Origin of the sequence: Escherichia sp. SCLE84 (assembly GCF_012584495.1) — a bacterium.
Taxonomy (GTDB): domain Bacteria; phylum Pseudomonadota; class Gammaproteobacteria; order Enterobacterales; family Enterobacteriaceae; genus ECMA0423.
On record NZ_CP051430.1, the window covers coordinates 216812 to 235305 of the forward strand.

Below are 18494 nucleotides of genomic sequence, written 5' to 3' on the forward strand. Positions count from 1 at the left end.
ATCTCCTGGGTTATGACACTGTCGGGAAAATACGCTCCAGCCCCTGGAGAGACGCTTCCCAGTCCGCACGTTCAAAAATGCCTTGTTGTAAATAGCCCTCCAGCTGCGGCCACAGGGCGATGGCTTTATCGAGCATCGGATCACTGCCTTTGGCATACGCGCCGACGCTAACCAGATCGCGGTTACGCTGAAAACTCGACAACAGCTGTTTGAAGGTGCGCACTCGCGCGTAATGTTGCTCACTGATCAACGCCGTCATTGCGCGGCTGATCGACGCTTCAATATCGATAGCCGGATAGTGCCCGGCTTCCGCCAGTCGGCGAGACAGCACAATGTGACCGTCGAGGATTGCCCGCGCGGAGTCGGCAATGGGGTCCTGCTGGTCATCGCCCTCGGTGAGCACGGTATAAAACGCGGTAATCGAGCCGCCGCCGCTAATGCCATTTCCGGCACGCTCGACCAGTGCCGGTAATTTGGCAAACACCGACGGGGGATAACCTTTAGTGGCGGGTGGTTCGCCAATCGCCAGCGCAATTTCACGCTGGGCCATCGCGTAGCGGGTGAGGGAGTCCATAATCAGCAACACATGCTGACCACGATCGCGAAAATCTTCGGCAATGCGCGTGGCATAGGCGGCACCCTGCATTCGCAGGAGAGGAGAAACATCCGCCGGAGCGGCAATCACTACTGAGCGTGCACGCCCTTCAGCACCGAGGATATTCTCAATAAAATCTTTTACTTCACGCCCACGTTCACCAATCAAACCCACGACAATGACATCGGCGCGGGTGTAACGGGCCATCATCCCCAGCAGCACACTTTTACCAACGCCAGATCCGGCAAACAGCCCCATACGCTGCCCGCGCCCAACGGTAAGCAGGGCATTGATTGGGCGCACGCCGGTGTCCAGCACATGTTCAATCGGTGTACGTTGCAACGGGTTAAATGGCGGGGTAATCAGCGCACCGGTTTCCGTCGTATCGGGGGAGGGGAGGCCATCGAGCGGTTTACCGCTGCCGTCCAGAACACGACCTAATAACGCCGGACCGAGCGGTAACTGCTTGCCGCTTTGCAGCCCTTCTGCCGAAATGTTTTTGGCATAAACACGCGCGCCGGGCAGGACACCTTCGACTTCCTCCAGCGGCATTAAAAACAGCCGTTGACCGTTAAAGCCAACGACTTCGCTTTCTACTTCGTGCGTTTCGCTGCCGTTCTGGCGCTCAATGACACAGGTTGCGCCGAGCGGCAATTGTAATCCGGTGGCTTCCAGCACCAGCCCGGTAGCGCGAGTTAATCGCCCATAGCGACGTACCGCAGGCAACTGCGCCATTTTGGCTTCAAAGTTATCCAGCGTGGTTAGCCAGCGAGTCAGGCGCGTGGTCATTACACCACTCCTGGTGCTGCCAGACGGCAGAGTTCTTGCCAGCGAGTGGCGACACTGGCGTCGAGATCGCCTTCATCGGCGGAGACTTTGCAACCGCCAGGATGGAGTGTGGGATCGCCCCGCAAGCGCCAGCCATGCAAACTTAAGGTTGCGCCGAGCATATCATCCACACGTTGCAGATCATCCGGGTGCACGCGCAGCTGTGGTTTACCGCTGAATAACGGTTCTTGCTGCAACAACTGTTGGATCTGTTTGATCAGTGCCGAGTTATCCACTGTTGGCGTCTGACCGATCACCTGACGTGCCGCCTCCAGCGCCATCTGCATCAGGCGCGAAGCAATCACACTATCAAGCGCATCAAGGGTAGTTTGAAATTCGCTGACCAGTTGCTGCATCCGGGCATGAATTGGCGCTTGTTGAGACTTCGCCTCTGCCAGACCTTGCTCCAGCCCCCGGGCCAGTCCTTCCTGATAGCCCTGCTCATGACCTTGCTGGCGACCTTCGGCAATCCCCGCCTGATAACCTTGCTCATGGGCCTGCATTTGCAGTTGCGCCAGTTGCTGCTCAAGGCTGGGTTCGGCCTCTTCAATGATGGTTTCTTCCGGCTCGACCATGGGCACAAACTCTGCCTGTGGTGGCGCGAGATCGTCCGGCGTCCAGGTTTTCCACGGCAGATTATCAGACATAGGTATCCTCGCCGCTGCCAATTACCATCTCGCCAGTTTCGGCAAGGCGGCGCACAATCAGCAGAATCGCTTTCTGTTCGTTTTCCACCTGCGACAGACGCACCGGACCACGGTTGGCGAGATCGTCGCGCAGAATATCGGCGGCACGCTGCGACATATTGCGCAGGAATTTCTCGCGCAGTGGCTGCTCGGCCCCTTTCAGCGCGATCAACAGCGATTCGGAATCCACTTCCTGCAACAGACGCTGAATGCTGCGATCGTCGACATCCACCAGATTTTCGAACAGGAACATCTCGTCGATAATTTTTTGCGCCAGCTCGCCGTCGAATTCGCGCACGGCGGTAATAACGGCTTCTTCCTGCTGAGTTTTCATCAGGTTGATAATTTCGGCTGCCGTTCTCACGCCGCCCATTTTGCTGCGCTTGAGATTCTGACCGTCGAGCAAGCCATTCAGTACTTCGGTCAGTTCCGCCAGCGCGGCTGGCTGCACGCCGCCAAAGGTGGCGATACGCAACATCACGTCGTGGCGCAGACGTTCATCGAACAACGCCAGAATATCGGCGGCCTGGGCGCGCTTCAGATGCACCAGAATGGTGGCGATAATTTGCGGATGCTCATCGCGAATCAGATCGGCGGCACTCTGCGGCTCCATAAAGTTGAGCGTTTCAATACCGCTGGCGGTATCGCGAGTTTCGAGAATATCTTCCAGCAGGCTGGCGGCACGTTCCTCACCCAGAGCTTTGACCAATACCGAACGCAGATAATCGTTGGCGTTGATATTCAGTGCGGCAAACTGTTCAGCTTCTTGCTCAAACTCCGCCAGCACATCGGTTAGCTGCTTGTTGGAGATCTGCGTGACGTTCGCCATTGCAGCGCTCAGGGTTTGCACTTCGCGCTGGGAGAGGTGCTTGAACACCTCTGCCGCCCGGTCTTCGCCAATGGTCATCAGCAGGATGACGCTTTTATCGGTGCCTGTCAGGTTACTCATGATCGTTATTTATCCACTGGCGAATGACCAGCGCCACCACGCGCGGATCGTTATCAGACATTTCACGGATACGCTGGCTCATGACTTCTGCCCCCAGACGTTGGTTAGCGCGTCGTTGTTGGAGTTGTTCGTCTTTGCTCAGGCGGACTTCCACCGCATCTTCCACTTCCTCACGGGCCTGCGCCTGTTGCTGTACAGCTTTCATCGCCTCGGCGCGACGTGTTAACTGCGGGCGTACCGCTTTCCGCCACAGCAGCCACGCCACCAGCAGTACCAGCAACCAGCGACCGGCAGCCAGCAACTGATCGATAAACGCTTGCTGTTGCCAGAACGGCAGTTCTCCGCCGCTTTCGTCACTGCTATTGAACGGCGAGTTAACGACATTGAGCGAGTCACCGCGTTTTTCAGAAAAGCCCATCGCCTCGCGGGTCAGATCTTCAATTTGCTTCATCTGTTCGTTGCTGAGAGGCAATGGTTTACCGTCTGGCAAGGTTTTGTAATTCACCACTACCGCGACTGACAGACGTTGCACATCGCCCACGTTCATTTTGGTATGACGAATGGTGCGATCGACTTCGTAGTTACTGGTTTCATTCCGCTGTGTGCTACGCGGCCCGCTATTGCTGGTGGTGCTCGCCTGCTGCTGGCGGTTATTTTGATTTGCCGGAGGCGTGCTGATTGGCGCGTTATTCGCAGGTGCCGGTTGATTCGACAACGCCCCCGGTACGCCGCCCGGATAACCGGAACCGCTTTGCTCGCTCTCATTAAGCTGGCGTGAACGAAGCGCCGCATGAGATTCATCACCGTTAGGGCGATACTGTTCTTCCGTTTGTTCTTTACTGGCGAAGTCCAGCTGCGCCGTGACCTGGGCGTGAATATTACCGTTACCAACAATAGGCGACAGGATTGCTTCAATACGCCGCTGAATACGGCCTTCGACATCGCTGGCATATTTCAACTGAGCATCATTAAGATCGCGCCCGCTGGTATTGGACTGGGTTAACAGATGTCCGCCCTGATCCACCAGCGTGACGTTTCCCGGCGGCAGACCAGCAACGGCGCTGGAAACCAGATGCACAATGGCGCTAATTTGCCCTTCATCGAGTGCGCGGCCGGGTAACAGATTTACCGTCACCGATGCAGAAGGGGATTTTTGTTCACGGACGAATAAAGACGGTTTCGGCATTGCCAGATGTACGCGCGCCCCTTTTACCGGGCCGATAGTTGCGATGGTACGAGAAAGCTCGCCTTCCAGCGCCCGCTGATAATTCACCTGTTCGCTGAACTGGCTGATACCAAACTTTTCCTGATCGAGTAGTTCGAAACCGACCGCGCCGCCTTTGGGCAAACCTTGTTGTGCCAGGCGCAGACGCAGTTCGTGAACTTTATCTGCCGGAACTTCAATAGCGCCGCTGGCTTCGCTGAAGCGGTAAGGAATATTCATTTGCGTCAGTTGGTTGACAATTGCGCCACCATCCTGATCGGAAAGATTGCTGAATAATGTGCGGTAGTCGGGGGCTTTCGCCCACAGGATCAGTGCGACCATGACCGCCACTGCCGCGGAACCGGCAACAATCAATGGAATTTTCGGATTCGCACGCAGGCGATTAAGCCACTCAAGAGATTTTGTCTGGGCTGCAGTCGCATTCATCGCGCACCTCGTGGCTGATTATGGACGGCGTTATTGGCAAAGTGGAACAAGACTCACTCCCGGGTCAGCAAACTCGAAAAATTGACGCTGCCATTATTTGTGCTTTCGTTTTTTTCTATCCGCCAATAAACCCGTTTTTTTGTTGCTATTTAGCGCCTTTGTCTTATTGACTTACTGGTAGGCTTTGCTACCAGAAATTATCCAGGAGACGAAAATGTCAGCGATACAGGGGATTGAAGGGGTTATCAGCCTGTTACAGGCTACGGCGATGAGTGCGCGTGCGCAGGATTCACTGCCGCAACCGACCATTAGTTTTGCCGGGCAGCTGCACGCCGCGCTCGATCGCATTAGCGATACACAAACAGCTGCCCGCACGCAGGCAGAAAAATTCACCCTCGGTGAACCCGGCGTGGCGTTAAACGATGTGATGACCGATATGCAAAAAGCCTCAGTTTCTATGCAAATGGGGATTCAGGTGCGTAATAAGCTGGTGGCGGCGTATCAGGAAGTGATGTCCATGCAGGTGTAGGTTTTGTAACCTGTTGTTAATTACATCCCATCTGCCCGCGTGGGGCATGGATGGGGCAAACTCACTTAATTTCTGGTTTAAAATGGATACCTGATCCTGAAAGTTTTCTGCCATCCACGATCCGTAAACGCGATAATATGTTTTGTCTTCGCTTTGCTCATAGGAAGAGTGAACTCTTTTGTTAGCCTGGGGTTCCTTCTGATCATTATTGTTCCTGCCTTTATCTCTTGCCACGCCAGAGCCCCCTGGATACACATACACCAGGATGAAAACGGTGAGTTGTGTTCAAACTGTAGTACAATTCTCTCCAGTATGAACAGGAAAGAATATGCTATGAACCCTTATATTTATCTTGGTGGCGCAATACTTGCAGAGGTCATTGGTACAACCTTAATGAAGTTTTCAGAGGGGTTTACACGGTTATGGCCCTCTGTTGGCACAATTATTTGCTATTGTGCATCATTTTGGTTATTAGCTCAGACACTGGCTTATATACCTACAGGGATTGCTTATGCTATCTGGTCAGGAGTCGGTATCGTTCTGATTAGTTTGCTTTCCTGGGGATTTTTTGGCCAACGACTGGACCTGCCAGCCATCATAGGCATGATGTTGATTTGTGCCGGTGTGTTAGTCATTAACTTGTTGTCACGAAGCGCACCGAATTAAAAAATAATCATCCTTGAGATAACAGGAATCTGATTTGTGCATATTATGGCTAATGTTCGGGGCAACTTTATAATTATGATTGCATTTGCGCGATCATTGCGCCTTTTTGCATAATGAGATCAATGCACATCAAATAAAATAACGATAGGTCACAACAAAGAGGTTTTTATGAAAAAACTTATCGTTTCAAGTGTATTGGCATTCATAACATTTTCTGCGCAGGCCGCAGCATTTCAGGTCACTAGTAATGAAATAAAAACAGGAGAGCAACTTACAACGTCTCATGTATTTTCTGGATTTGGGTGTGAGGGGGGTAATACATCGCCCTCATTAACCTGGTCTGGTGCTCCAGAAGGCACCAAAAGCTTTGCCGTAACTGTGTATGATCCAGATGCGCCTACAGGCAGCGGATGGTGGCACTGGACTGTTGCTAATATTCCAGCAACGGTAACATATTTGCCCGCTGATGCAGGAAGACGTGATGGTACAAAACTTCCGACTGGTGCTGTCCAAGGCCGAAATGATTTTGGCTATGCGGGATTTGGTGGAGCATGTCCTCCCAAAGGAGATAAACCCCATCATTACCAGTTTAAAATATGGGCTCTAAAAACTGATAAGATTCCTGTGGATTCTAATTCCAGCGGAGCGTTAGTTGGTTATATGCTTAATGCCAATAAAATTGCAACCGCTGAGATAATACCCGTTTATGAGGTAAAGTAGGATAAGAGTATGCTGGCAAAAGATAGGACTAACCTAAAGATTGAAGAAATACGGATGCATAAACATCATGAGATTCACAGGGTTAAGCCTCTTATGCCAGCTTTATGTCGTATCCGTCAGGGAAAAAAAGTTATCAATTGGGAGACGCATAGTCTAACTGTTGATAATAATCAGATAATATTATTTCCCTGTGGATATGAATTTTATATTGCGAATTACCCAGAAGCAGGTCTTTATCTTGCAGAAATGCTTTATTATCCCATTGATCTAATTGAAAAGTTCCAAAATCTTTATGCGATAACCGATCAAATTCGTAACACGACAGGTTTCTGCTTACCTCAGAATCCCGAGTTAATATATTGTTGGGAGCAACTAAAAACATCTATTTCCCGAGGTTTCTCAACGCAAATTCAGGAACACTTAGCAATGGGCGTTCTACTTTCATTAGGAGCACATCATGTTAATTGTTTACTTTTATCAGATAGTAAACAATCATTAATAAGTCGTTGTTATAACCTAATGCTATCCGAACCTGGAACAAAATGGACAGCAAACAAGGTAGCGAGATATCTCTACATTTCTGTTTCCACATTGCATCGCCGTCTGGCAAGCGAGGGAGTAAGTTTTCAAAGTATATTGGACGACGTGAGGTTAAATAATGCGTTGTCTGCTATACAAACGACAGTAAAACCCATCAGCGAGATTGCCAGGGAAAATGGTTACAAGTGTCCTTCTCGTTTTACTGAAAGGTTCCATAATCGTTTTAAGATAACACCAAGAGAGCTAAGAAAAGCGTCCAGAGAGTAAAAGTATTTTATGAAGGAGCAACAGCATCGATTTTTATTTTGGAAAATAAATACAGCATACTCAACCTATTGGAGCCTGAACAATCCGGTGACTTCTGCGCTAATCGGGGACGTTTATAAGCACATATAATTGATACTATCTTCCTCCATCACAATTTCAGAAATGCACGTGTGATTTTTTTGCATCCGGCGTTTGGACTATGTGGAGTTCAAGAGTGGGAAAGTTACAAGAGGTTGAGGGGATAATTAAAGGGATGCTTATGACATTAGATATCCGGATAGGTACGGATATCGTTGTTATTAAATCTAGTTCGTTGTTATTAAATCTGGTTTATACGTTAAGATGCAGCTACAGCAGAAATTGCCACTGTTAATTTTTTCATCGTGAGCCCTTTTATTTGAACTATTATTTAAAAATGATGTCACTGCACTATAAATATTCATCCAATCAATGAGATTATTTCAAGATGTAAGTTTTAGTTTCTCATTTAAATTGTGAAGTAGATCCCTATCTTTATCTGAACTGTTTCTATTGCACACAATGCATGACTATTTTGTGAACGAATATAAATTTGGTAGTCAAATCATATTAAAGGTTGTTATTTATGATTGACTCATAATTTATTTAATTTAAATAGCCTAGAAATAACCATGGAAATTATTTGCATGATGTTTGTTTGGATTTATTAATGTAATTGAGGTGGTTTTATTTAATACGCAATATAGCGCCGCTTGATATTAGTTCTATTTTTTTTGCGTAAGATAGATGAGACAAACTGAGACGCATAATGGTTTGCAAGGCTCTAATACTTTGATGTTGAGGATGTGATGGGGCATGTACGGGGCATAGTACAATGATGTCCATGCTGGTGTAGATAATCTCCAGGCTTATCCGGTGCGCCGTAAAACCCCGTCCTTCAGGGCAGGGATATAAGGCGCGGTTTTCCACCTAACCAGGTGTTTGCTGTTGTTCAATGTATTGGCGGATGACGGATATTGGCGCACCTCCGCAGCTACTGGCAAAATAGCCAGCACTCCACAAAACGCCTTTGTAGTAATACCTGACTGCAATATCTGGTCGATCTCGTCGCAGTCACCTACCCGATACGCCTTTGAGGCTGTTTACCAGACTGGATATCGCCAGTTTGGGAGGATAGTTAATTAACAAATGGACGTGATCTGGTTCGCCATCCATTTCAACCAGTTCAGCTTCAAAATCAGCACATACATTTGAAAAGTAAGTGCGTAGTTTTTCTGTCGCGTCATGGTCAAAAATCTGACGTCGGTATCTGGTGACAAAGACCAGGTGAACATGCATCAGGAAAACACAATGCCTTCCACGCCAGATATCTGTTTCTTTTTTCACAGACCAAAGTATCATTTGGCCTGTGAAACGACTACAGGCATTTAAATTCCAGTTAAGACCCGGTGGTCAACAGGAGCGTGAAATGAGGCGCTTCGCAGGCGCATGTCGTTTCGTTTTCAATCGTGCTCTGGCACGTCAGAATGAGAATCATGAGGCCGGTAATAAATACATCCCTTACGGGAAAATGGCTTCCTGGCTGGTTGAGTGGAAAAATGCCACTGAAACGCAATGGCTTAAAGATGCCCCGTCACAGCCATTGCAACAGTCACTGAAAGACCTTGAGCGGGCTTACAAAAACTTCTTCCAGAATCGGGCTGCTTTTCCCCGATTCAAAAAGCGGGGACAGAATGATGTATTCCGCTACCCGCAGGGCGTTAAGCTCGATCAGGAAAACAGCCGTATTTTTCTGCCGAAACTGGGCTGGATGCGCTACCGGAACAGCCGTCAGGTCACGGGTGTTGTGAAAAATGTCACTGTCAGCCAGTCCTGCGGTAAGTGGTACATCAGTATTCAGACAGAAAGTGAAGTATCAACTCCGGTTCACCCTTCAGCATCAATGGTCGGGCTGGATGCTGGCGTGGCTAAACTCGCCACGCTGTCAGATGGCACAGTCTTTGAGCCTGTAAACAGTTTTCAGAAAAACCAGAAGAAGCTGGCGAGACTTCAGCGACAGTTAAGCCGCAAGGTCAAATTCAGCAACAACTGGCAGAAGCAGAAACGCAAAATACAGCGACTGCATTCCTGTATCGCAAATATCCGCAGGGACTACCTTCACAAAGTCACAACGACCGTCAGCAAAAACCACGCAATGATAGTCATTGAGGATTTGAAGGTCAGCAACATGTCAAAGTCAGCAGCGGGTACGGTCAGCCAGCCGGGGCGCAATGTCCGGGCAAAATCAGGTTTAAACCGTTCGATACTGGATCAGGGCTGGTATGAAATGCGCCGCCAGCTTGCGTACAAGCAGCTCTGGCGTGGCGGTCAGGTGCTTGCTGTTCCGCCAGCGTACACAAGCCAGCGTTGCGCGTGCTGTGGTCATACAGCGAAAGAAAACCGCCTGTCACAAAGTAAATTCAGATGCCAGGTATGTGGATATACAGCGAACGCCGATGTAAACGGCGCTCGTAACATTTTAGCGGCGGGGCACGCCGTTCTTGCCTGTGGAGGATGTCAACAAACAGGTTGAATTAACTCCGCGCCCTGGTTTTTGACATTACCTACCGCGCGCGATACCGGGTGCCAGGAGAACTGGTTTGCTGGCACACAGCCACTGGCCGCGATTTCTGAGGCTTCTTTACCGCCAATGTCTTGCCGCATCCATTCCCGCGCAGCTTCTGGCGACAGTACCAGTGGGCGGCGGTCATGAATGTCTACCAGACCCTGGTCTGCTGCAGCAGTGACAATTAAAAATCCTTCGGCTTCGTCACCACGCTCAAATGGTGTGCTACCTATCGCGGCCATAAAAATAGGTTGCCCATCAGCGCGATAGATAAAATAAGGCTGTTTTTTGTCGCCTTCTTTTTTCCACTCAAACCAGCCATCGGCAAAACAGATTGCCCGACCATGTTGCCAGAGCGGTTTAAACATACGACTGGTGGCCGCAGTTTCTACGCGGGCGTTAATCAGCGGCGGTTTATCCCACCATCCGGGAGCATATCCCCAGAAAACCGGATCCAGATGAAGGTGTTCATCACGTTCACTGAGCAGAAGAACTTTGGTTCCCGGCGCGACGTTGTATCTGCCAATGGGTTCGGGATCGTAGGGAATATCGCGTTCAATATCTTCCGCGAGAAGCGCAAGGTAATCTTCACGCGTTTGGGATTGGGCAAAGCGTCCACACATAGAAACCTCCTGAGATCATACTGAAAAGAATAGGAGAGGGGGTGGGTAAAATCTATGTGATACAAAGGTAACGATGTTCCCGCTGTGGGTCACAGCGGGAATGAGGGATTACTTCTGAATTAAATAACGAATGGTCGGCCCGTCTTGCTGAATATCCAGCACCGTATAGCCGTGATTACGCGCATCCAGTGGAATATTATTGATCGACTGCGGACAGTCGCTCACCACTTCCAGGATTTCCCCTTTTTTTAACTGCGGCATCGCCTCAAGGGTTGCGACTGCCGGATAAGGGCAGGGTTCACCCACCATATCAAGGCGGTAATCAGGAACGATATTTTTCATGCGATCTCCTTAGCAGTCTGCGGTGCCGCACGGCGGAAGAAGCGTTTTTCCCAGCCGATAATCAACATCAGCGCAGCAAACAACAGCAAATATGTCACCAGCAGGCCACCCATCGGACCAAAGGTTTTCAGCAGGTTGATTTTGTCCCAGTCGGTGGCCAGCGCCGGAGCGAAATCATCCCAGTAATACGCCAGAATCGTTGAGCCGATCACATTGCCCAGACCGACCCACCAGTAGTGCACCTGGCCTTCTACCGCGCGGTACATCCAGCCGGTTTCGCAGCCGCCAGCCAGCACGATGCCAAAACCAAACAGTAAACCACCAATTACCGCGTTTGGTCCCGCCCACATGATTTTGGGTTCAACGCCTAACTGTACGTAACTGAAGATCCCGATGGCACTCACCGCCATACCAATAATGATTGCTTTCGCCATATGGGTACGTCCGGTGATCCACATATCGCGGAACGCCGAAGTAAAGCAGATTTGCGCACGTTCAATCAGTAAACCAAAGCCGACGCCAAACAGCATTGCCAGCCCCAGTTTGGGTTGGTTCATCGCTGTGAGCAGCGCCCAGCCCAGCATGCCGAAAAAGACCACCATCCCGAGACGAAAACGACGCCGCGCCTGATCCGGTTTTTGCGTCAGCGGTGAGGCGGCAGAAACTTTCTGCATTTTCACGGGAATACGGAAGATGGGCAGCAGGGTAAAGCGCGCGCCAAACCATGAACCAATGGCAGTGGCGATGGCAAAGAACCAGGCATGCAGCGAGAACTGAGGAATACCGGTAAAGAACGCCGCCAGGTTACAGCCCATTGCCAGACGCGCGCCAAAACCGGCGATAATGCCGCCAATGATGGCCTGCATAATGCGGATACGGCTGCGCGGCATTCGCAGTTTGACATTGTTGGCCCACAGCGCTGCGGCAAAGCAGCCGCCAAACATACCGAGGATCATCATCCCGTCGATGCGGGTTAATGGCGATCCTTCCAGATGGATAATTTTAAAGTAACCCCACTCTTCAGCATGGACGCCGAACAGTTGCAGGAGCTGGCCGCCCCAACGGGTAAATTCACCCGTGACAGCCCAAAAGGTGCCAGTAATGCCAAAATAGTAAGTGGAGAGAATACCCGCCGCGATGACCGCGGGGATGGGCGCCCAGAATTTAATCAACCAGGCGTGTTTGAATTGCTGCCATGACATGAATGTAGCCTCTGAACTCAGAAGGTTTGAAACAAGAGTCGCGAATCATACACCATGCAAATTTATTTTCGGGGTAATAATTCACAAAAATAATAGTTAGATCAAATTTCTCTCTGAACCTGGAAAGGCTGGCGACATCAGGGCTTTAATGCCACAATCCTCTTTTCTTCTCATGCAGGACGAATGATGAAAAAACTCGCAATTGCAGGCGCGCTCATGTTGCTGGCGGGCTGTGCCGAAGTCGAAAACTATAACAATGTCGTGAAAACCCCCGCGCCGGACTGGCTGGCGGGCTACTGGCAGACCAAAGGGCCGCAACGTGCGCTGGTCAGTCCGGAAGCAATAGGCAGCCTGATTGTCACTAAAGAGGGCGATACCCTCGATTGCCGTCAGTGGCAGCGGGTGATTGCCGTACCGGGTAAGTTGACATTGATGTCTGATGATCTCACTAACGTTACCGTAAAACGTGAGCTGTACGAGGTTGAGCGTGATGGTAACACCATTGAGTACGATGGTATGACGATGGAGCGTGTGGATCGCCCGACAGCAGAGTGTGCCGCCGCGCTGGATAAAGCGCCGTTACCGACGCCACTGCCGTAATGAAATCTCCCCGGCTTGCCGCCGGGGATGAATTTAAATCACCTCTTCGATAACCCACACGCTGACGCTGCCGCCGTTGCAAAAGAAGGTTGCTTCGCCGTTTTCGTCGGTCACTACGCTCTCTTGCCGGTTCCCCAGAAAATCACGCCAGGTTTTATTGCCGTAATTCTCTCCCAGATGAATGGTTTTTTCGCCATCATCCCCATTCGACATGACCACCACGCAGCCGGGATATTCGTCGGTGCCACTGCGGCTAAAGGCAATGCAGTTCGGATGGTCGAAAAATAACGTCTGTACACCGTGGGCGAAACGCTGACGGGCGAGAATTAACTCATCAAGCTGTTCGATTATTGGCATATCTATCGGATAGGTTTGCCCGTCACCACCGACATCTTCGTAATGCGCACCGTAGAGGTCCGGATAGAACACCGAAGGAACGCCATTTTCCCGCAACAAAATTAAGGCATACGCCAGCGGTTTAAACCACGGTTCGACCGGCGCTTCGAGAGCTTGCAACGGTTGGGTGTCGTGGTTGGCAACGAGCGTCACGGCGTGGAAAGGATCGGCTTCCACTAATGTACCCGTGAAAATCTGCGTCATGTCGTAGTCGCGCCCCATGCGCGATGCTTCATGGAATTTCATCTGCAGCGGCGCATCGAACAGCATGGTTTTGCCCTCCACCTGATCAATATACGTTTGCAGTTTATCGACTTCATGCGACCAGTATTCCGCCACAATAAACAGCGGCTTTGGCGCAACTTCTTGTACGTGTTCGATCCACTCTTTATAAAACCACGCCGGAATATGTTTGACCGCATCAAGACGAAAACCGTCGCATTGCGTTTGTTCCATCACCCAGCGCGCCCAGTATTTAATCTCTTCCGTCACGGCATGATTGCGGAAATCGATATTCTCGCCCATCAGATAATCGAAATTACCTAATTCATCATCAACCTGATCGTTCCAGCCTTCGCCGGTGTAGTCGTTAACAATTTTAAATATGCCATCTTCATCAGGGTTTTCGATATGGTCGATACCGCTAAAACATTTGAAATCCCAGATAAACTGCGAGTATTGCCCGGCACGAGCGGGGAAGGTGTAACGCGTCCAGCCTTCACACTCAATGATTTCTTCGTCAATTTGCGTACGGTCATCAGCATTTACACGCTGCACGCGAATAGCTTCTTTTTCATCCGCGCCCATTTTGTGGTTGACTACCACGTCCAACAGCACCGCAATGTCATTACGTTTCAGGGCGTCAATGGCGGCCAGCAGTTGTGCTTTATCGCCATATTTAGTAGGGATGCTGCCTTTCTGATCAAACTCACCTAAATCAAATAAATCATAGGAGTCGTAGCCGACCGAATACCCGCCCGATGCGCCTTTATAGGCGGGCGGCAACCAGACCATATTGATACCAATATCATTAAAACCGTCGGCGCGCTCGGCCAGTTCAGGCCAGAGCTTACCGCCTTCCGGGTAATACCAGTGAAAACATTGTAACAGCGTGGGATTACGCATTCTTCGACTCCATTCAAGGGGAACATTAGAAGCGTAGCCGTAATCGGATTATTCGCGAGCCATCGACTCATTCAGATTCAAAAGAGGTTATCCTGCGGAGCCAGCACAAAGCCGCCCTGATCGCCATAGGCACTTAACACCGATTTTTGCACCGATGACTGACCGACCAGTTTCGCCAGTTCATCCATCCGAATCTGTAATAACTGCTTTACCTTGCTTTCGTTGTCGAGAATCAGGCGCAGCATCGGGCGGAGCTGCTCCTGCATCGTGGTGGACGGGTCAATCTCTTCAGTCAAATGTGCAATCTCCTGCACCGCATTAACATACGCCATTTCGCTGGCGATGAGTTCGTCCCATTGTTCTTCCGTTGCCAGGCGTAACATGAGCTGGCTTTTTTCGACGAGTTGTTGCCAGGCGAAATACAAATGCGGTGCGTGGTTCATCAGACTGGGTCCTGAATCAAAGAAGGGGAGAGTAACGACTCTTTCCAGGCATCGGCAATATTGCGCATTAATGCTTCCACTTCTTCGACTGCGGAGACATCGTTGCGTAAATTGGCTTGCAGCAAGCGCCTGACCATATAGCTATAAAGAGCAATCAAGTTTTGGGTTAATTCGTCTTTGCTCTCTTCATCAAGACTCACCCGCAGTCCGTTCTCAATGATGTTGATCGCTTTTGACAAAGAGACGCCTTTGCCTTGCTGATTGTTGTCCTGCATAAACAGGCGCGCTCTAACCAGTGCGCTCAGCACTCCATCAAATAGCATGGTGACCAGCTGCTGCTGGCTGGCGCTCATTACGGCGCTTTCGACGCCAATTTGTGCATAGGCTTTTGAGCCGCTCGCGGTATACATGCTGACCTCCGTGATCAGGAATTACTCATTGCAGTAAATTGTTGGCTGAGATAGGTACTGGTGTTATTCAGTTTGCTCATCATGGTATCTAATTGCGTAAACTGTGCAGTGTAACGCGCCACGGTGTCATCAATGCTGGCACTGACGGATAGATACTGTTTGGTCAGTTTTTTCAGTGTGGCGTTAATACTGTCCTGTGCGCTATCAATAATGCCATCATCGGCAAGGTAACCTTTTACCTCGGTGGCAATTTTGGTGGTAATTCCTGTTTCTTTACCATCGCCTACCAGCAATTCACGTACGGATGCTGTATTTTCATTCAGGACTTTTTTGAGTTTATCATCATCAATTTTCAGCTTACCCGTCGTGCCGTCCTGCTTAATCCCGATCTCGTTTAATGTTTTGAAGGCACCGTCGCTGGCACCGTTTGCAAATTGTGCGCGGATGCCGCTTTGAATTGTACGTACAACGCTGTCTCCGAGAAGTGCACCATTATTTTTATCTTGTGCTTCAGCACCTGGGTCTACTTCTTTATATTTTGTCAGGGTGTTAAAGGTGTCAATGAGGGAGTTATATGAATCCACCCAGCCTTTAATTGCTTCGGTTGCTTTATCGTTGCTTTTTGTCACCGTGACCCGGACGTCAGTGACTTTTTTGGTCAAATCGAGAGTCACTCCCTGAGGAGCATCGGTAATTTTGTTACTTGAACGTTCAATATCGATACCGTTAACGTTTAGCTGTGCATTTTGCGCGTTAACCAGTTCCTTCATATTCCCGGTGTTGGTCTTGCTGTCATAAGCCAGCAGATCATTTAATTTACTGTCACCCTCAACAGATATGGTCATTTTATTGGCCAGACCTTCACTGGCGGTCAATACCAATTGATAGTTACCATCTTTGACTTTAACGATACTAGCGGAAATTCCACTATCGGCATCGTTAATGGCTTTGCTGATCTCATCCAATGACGTCTGATCTTTATTGAGCTTGATTTCCAGCGGCTCTTTACGACCGTCTTGGGTAATTTTTATTGTGCGTGTATCTGATGACTCATCACCCAGTGCATCTTTTGTTGATGCAATGATTGTCGGCGAATCAGTTCGTAAAGATTGCGCCTGCGCCAGTTGGGTTACGCTGATGGTATAGATACCGGGAGCAGCACCTGCTTCGGTGGAAACTTTAAGGTCTTCATTGCTACTGGTAACGGTAGTGCTTTTGAACAGATCGGCTTTATTTAACGCAGTATTTGCAGTCTGGAATTTTTCTAATGCACTTTTTAATGTGCCATAGGCTGTCAGACGTGCGGTATTGTCACTCTGTTGCTGAGTAATTGGGTTTAAGCGTTTTTTTTCAGCGATGGTCAGGTTGTTTAGCAATGTATCCAGCGGCAGATTCGAACCAACGCCAAGAGATGTAAATGAAGCCATACCTAATTCCTTTTGATTGCAAACAGTAGATAAGCGGGTTATCGGCAATTTGTGCGCAAAGTTTAATAGTTGATTCACGAAGATGATGCGCAGAGTAGAGTTGTATATTACGGATATTTCAGCCGTTAAGAAAAAACAGGAGAGAAACTAAAATTTTCTAAAGTTCGAAATTCAGGTGCCGATACAAGGGGTACGGTGAGAAACCGTGGGCAACAGCCCAATAACATCAAGTTGTAATTGATAAGGAAAAGATCATGGCACAAGTCATTAATACAAACAGCCTGTCGCTGTTGACCCAGAATAACCTGAACAAATCTCAGTCTTCTCTGAGCTCCGCCATTGAACGTCTCTCTTCTGGCCTGCGTATTAACAGTGCTAAAGATGACGCAGCAGGTCAGGCGATTGCTAACCGTTTTACAGCAAATATTAAAGGTCTGACTCAGGCTTCCCGTAACGCGAATGATGGTATTTCTGTTGCGCAGACCACTGAAGGTGCGCTTTCTGAAATCAACAATAACTTACAGCGTATTCGTGAATTGTCAGTACAGGCCACTAATGGTACAAACTCTGACTCCGACCTGAATTCAATTCAGGATGAAATTACACAACGCCTTAGTGAAATTGATCGTGTTTCTAACCAGACACAATTTAATGGTGTAAAAGTTCTGGCTTCTGATCAGACTATGAAAATTCAAGTAGGTGCGAACGATGGTGAAACCATTGAGATTGCCCTTGATAAAATTGATGCTAAAACCTTGGGGCTTGATAACTTTAGCGTAGCACCAGGAAAAGTTCCAATGTCCTCTGCGGTTGCACTTAAGAGCGAAGCCGCTCCTAACTTAACTAAGGTAAATGCAACTGATGGTAGTGTGGGAGGTGCTAAAGCATTCGGTAGCAATTATAAAAATGCTGATGTTAAAACTTATTTTGGTACCGGTAATGTACAAGATACAAAGGATACAACTGATGCGACCGGTACTGCAGGAACAAAAGTTTATCAAGTACAGGTGGAAGGGCAGACTTATTTTGTTGGTCAAGAGAATAATACCAACACGAACGGTTTTACATTATTGAAACAAAACTCTACAGGTTATGAAAAAGTTCAGGTGGGTGGTAAGGATGTTCAGTTAGCAAACTTTGGTGGTCGTGTAACTGCATTTGTTGAAGATAATGGTTCTGCCACATCAGTTGATTTAGCTGCGGGTAAAATGGGTAAAGCATTAGCTTATAATGATGCACCAATGTCTGTTTATTTTGGGGGAAAAAACCTAGATGTCCACCAAGTACAAGATACCCAAGGGAATCCTGTACCTAATTCATTTGCTGCTAAAACATCAGACGGCACCTACATTGCAGTAAATGTAGATGCCGCTACAGGTAACACGTCTGTTATTACTGATCCTAATGGTAAGGCAGTTGAATGGGCAGTAAAAAATGATGGTTCTGCACAGGCAATTATGCGTGAAGATGATAAGGTTTATACAGCCAATATCACGAATAAGACGGCAACCAAAGGTGCTGAACTCAGTGCCTCAGATTTGAAAGCCTTAGCAACCACAAATCCATTATCCAAATTAGACGAAGCTTTGGCAAAAGTTGATAAGTTGCGCAGTTCTTTGGGTGCAGTACAAAACCGTTTCGACTCTGCCATCACCAACCTTGGCAACACCGTAAACAACCTGTCTTCTGCCCGTAGCCGTATAGAAGATGCTGACTACGCAACCGAAGTGTCTAACATGTCTCGTGCGCAGATCCTGCAACAAGCGGGTACCTCTGTTCTGGCACAGGCTAACCAGACCACGCAGAACGTACTGTCTCTGCTGCGTTAATTTACACTTATCGCTCAAACCCCGCCACCGGCGGGGTTTTTTCTGCATGGAATTTACCGGTAACCCCCAAATAACCCCTCAT

Annotated in this window: 18 protein-coding genes and 2 pseudogenes; 7 read left to right on the forward strand and 13 right to left on the reverse strand. The window is 49.0% G+C overall.

Going from position 1 to position 18494, the window contains the following annotated elements:
• Positions 1 to 10 precede the first annotated feature (10 nt).
• From fliI to fliF, 4 genes are read right to left on the reverse strand one after another with little or no spacing between them, the layout of a single operon-like run.
• A complete protein-coding gene (fliI, locus tag HGD79_RS01135) occupies positions 11 to 1384 on the reverse strand; it encodes a flagellar protein export ATPase FliI (RefSeq protein WP_000213294.1) in 1374 nt (457 codons plus the stop codon).
• On the reverse strand, positions 1384 to 2070 hold the full coding sequence (gene fliH, locus HGD79_RS01140) for a flagellar assembly protein FliH (protein WP_001282706.1): 687 nt from the start codon (positions 2068 to 2070) through the stop codon (positions 1384 to 1386). The genes fliI and fliH overlap by 1 nt, the downstream gene beginning before the upstream one ends.
• Complete coding sequence (gene fliG, locus HGD79_RS01145) at positions 2063 to 3058, reverse strand: flagellar motor switch protein FliG (RefSeq protein ID WP_000067950.1); 996 nt, start codon at positions 3056 to 3058, stop codon at positions 2063 to 2065. The genes fliH and fliG overlap by 8 nt, the downstream gene beginning before the upstream one ends.
• Complete coding sequence (gene fliF / locus HGD79_RS01150) at positions 3051 to 4709, reverse strand: flagellar basal-body MS-ring/collar protein FliF (protein ID WP_139496432.1); 1659 nt, start codon at positions 4707 to 4709, stop codon at positions 3051 to 3053. The genes fliG and fliF overlap by 8 nt, the downstream gene beginning before the upstream one ends.
• A gap of 214 nt (positions 4710 to 4923) precedes the next feature.
• Between fliF and fliE the strand changes: the two genes are divergently transcribed.
• Positions 4924 to 5238 carry a flagellar hook-basal body complex protein FliE gene (fliE, locus tag HGD79_RS01155; RefSeq protein ID WP_001274292.1) on the forward strand — a complete coding sequence of 105 codons (315 nt, stop codon included), beginning with the start codon at positions 4924 to 4926 and terminating at the stop codon, positions 5236 to 5238.
• 36 nt (positions 5239 to 5274) lie between these two features.
• Here the strand turns inward: fliE and HGD79_RS26930 are convergent.
• Positions 5275 to 5391 (reverse strand): annotated as a pseudogene (locus HGD79_RS26930) (integrase); the annotation flags it as partial.
• A gap of 180 nt (positions 5392 to 5571) precedes the next feature.
• Between HGD79_RS26930 and emrE the strand changes: the two are divergent.
• From emrE to HGD79_RS01170, 3 genes are all read left to right on the forward strand, one after another.
• A complete protein-coding gene (gene emrE / locus HGD79_RS01160; RefSeq protein WP_001070441.1) occupies positions 5572 to 5904 on the forward strand; it encodes a multidrug efflux SMR transporter EmrE in 333 nt (110 codons plus the stop codon).
• 168 nt (positions 5905 to 6072) lie between these two features.
• Complete coding sequence (gene ybcL, locus HGD79_RS01165; protein ID WP_000734031.1) at positions 6073 to 6624, forward strand: Raf kinase inhibitor-like protein YbcL; 552 nt, start codon at positions 6073 to 6075, stop codon at positions 6622 to 6624.
• Positions 6625 to 6633: 9 nt separating this feature from the next.
• Positions 6634 to 7431, forward strand: coding sequence for a helix-turn-helix transcriptional regulator (locus HGD79_RS01170; RefSeq protein ID WP_000879833.1), 798 nt, complete (start codon positions 6634 to 6636; stop codon positions 7429 to 7431).
• Positions 7432 to 8379: 948 nt separating this feature from the next.
• Here the strand turns inward: HGD79_RS01170 and tnpA are convergent.
• Positions 8380 to 8811: pseudogene (gene tnpA, locus HGD79_RS01175) on the reverse strand (IS200/IS605 family transposase).
• A gap of 7 nt (positions 8812 to 8818) precedes the next feature.
• Here tnpA and HGD79_RS01180 point away from each other — a divergent pair.
• Positions 8819 to 9982 carry an RNA-guided endonuclease TnpB family protein gene (locus HGD79_RS01180; protein WP_000826451.1) on the forward strand — a complete coding sequence of 388 codons (1164 nt, stop codon included), beginning with the start codon at positions 8819 to 8821 and terminating at the stop codon, positions 9980 to 9982.
• On the opposite strand, the gene HGD79_RS01185 is transcribed toward HGD79_RS01180, so the two are convergent.
• From HGD79_RS01185 to yedE, 3 genes are all read right to left on the reverse strand, one after another.
• The gene (locus HGD79_RS01185) at positions 9967 to 10638 is read right to left on the reverse strand and encodes an SOS response-associated peptidase (RefSeq protein WP_000334586.1); all 672 of its coding nucleotides are present in this window, start codon (positions 10636 to 10638) and stop codon (positions 9967 to 9969) included. The genes HGD79_RS01180 and HGD79_RS01185 overlap by 16 nt on opposite strands.
• A gap of 108 nt (positions 10639 to 10746) precedes the next feature.
• Entirely contained in the window at positions 10747 to 10980 is a 234-nt protein-coding gene (yedF, locus tag HGD79_RS01190; RefSeq protein ID WP_000790504.1) for a sulfurtransferase-like selenium metabolism protein YedF, read from the reverse strand.
• Positions 10977 to 12182, reverse strand: coding sequence for a selenium metabolism membrane protein YedE/FdhT (gene yedE / locus HGD79_RS01195; protein ID WP_000118910.1), 1206 nt, complete (start codon positions 12180 to 12182; stop codon positions 10977 to 10979). Before yedE ends, yedF begins: the two co-directional genes overlap by 4 nt.
• Positions 12183 to 12368: 186 nt before the next feature.
• Between yedE and yedD the strand changes: the two genes are divergently transcribed.
• Positions 12369 to 12782, forward strand: coding sequence for a lipoprotein YedD (gene yedD / locus HGD79_RS01200; RefSeq protein WP_001295642.1), 414 nt, complete (start codon positions 12369 to 12371; stop codon positions 12780 to 12782).
• 33 nt (positions 12783 to 12815) lie between these two features.
• Here the strand turns inward: yedD and amyA are convergent, their stop codons facing one another.
• From amyA to fliD, 4 genes are all read right to left on the reverse strand, one after another.
• The gene (gene amyA / locus HGD79_RS01205) at positions 12816 to 14303 is read right to left on the reverse strand and encodes an alpha-amylase (RefSeq protein WP_001245699.1); all 1488 of its coding nucleotides are present in this window, start codon (positions 14301 to 14303) and stop codon (positions 12816 to 12818) included.
• 77 nt (positions 14304 to 14380) lie between these two features.
• On the reverse strand, positions 14381 to 14746 hold the full coding sequence (fliT, locus tag HGD79_RS01210) for a flagella biosynthesis regulatory protein FliT (protein WP_001015023.1): 366 nt from the start codon (positions 14744 to 14746) through the stop codon (positions 14381 to 14383).
• Complete coding sequence (gene fliS / locus HGD79_RS01215; protein WP_000287768.1) at positions 14746 to 15156, reverse strand: flagellar export chaperone FliS; 411 nt, start codon at positions 15154 to 15156, stop codon at positions 14746 to 14748. The genes fliT and fliS overlap by 1 nt, the downstream gene beginning before the upstream one ends.
• Positions 15157 to 15170: 14 nt before the next feature.
• Positions 15171 to 16583, reverse strand: coding sequence for a flagellar filament capping protein FliD (fliD, locus tag HGD79_RS01220; protein WP_000146098.1), 1413 nt, complete (start codon positions 16581 to 16583; stop codon positions 15171 to 15173).
• A gap of 254 nt (positions 16584 to 16837) precedes the next feature.
• Here fliD and HGD79_RS01225 point away from each other — a divergent pair, with 254 nt between their 5' ends.
• Complete coding sequence (locus HGD79_RS01225) at positions 16838 to 18412, forward strand: flagellin (protein ID WP_168848256.1); 1575 nt, start codon at positions 16838 to 16840, stop codon at positions 18410 to 18412.
• The last annotated feature ends 82 nt before the right edge of the window (positions 18413 to 18494 follow it).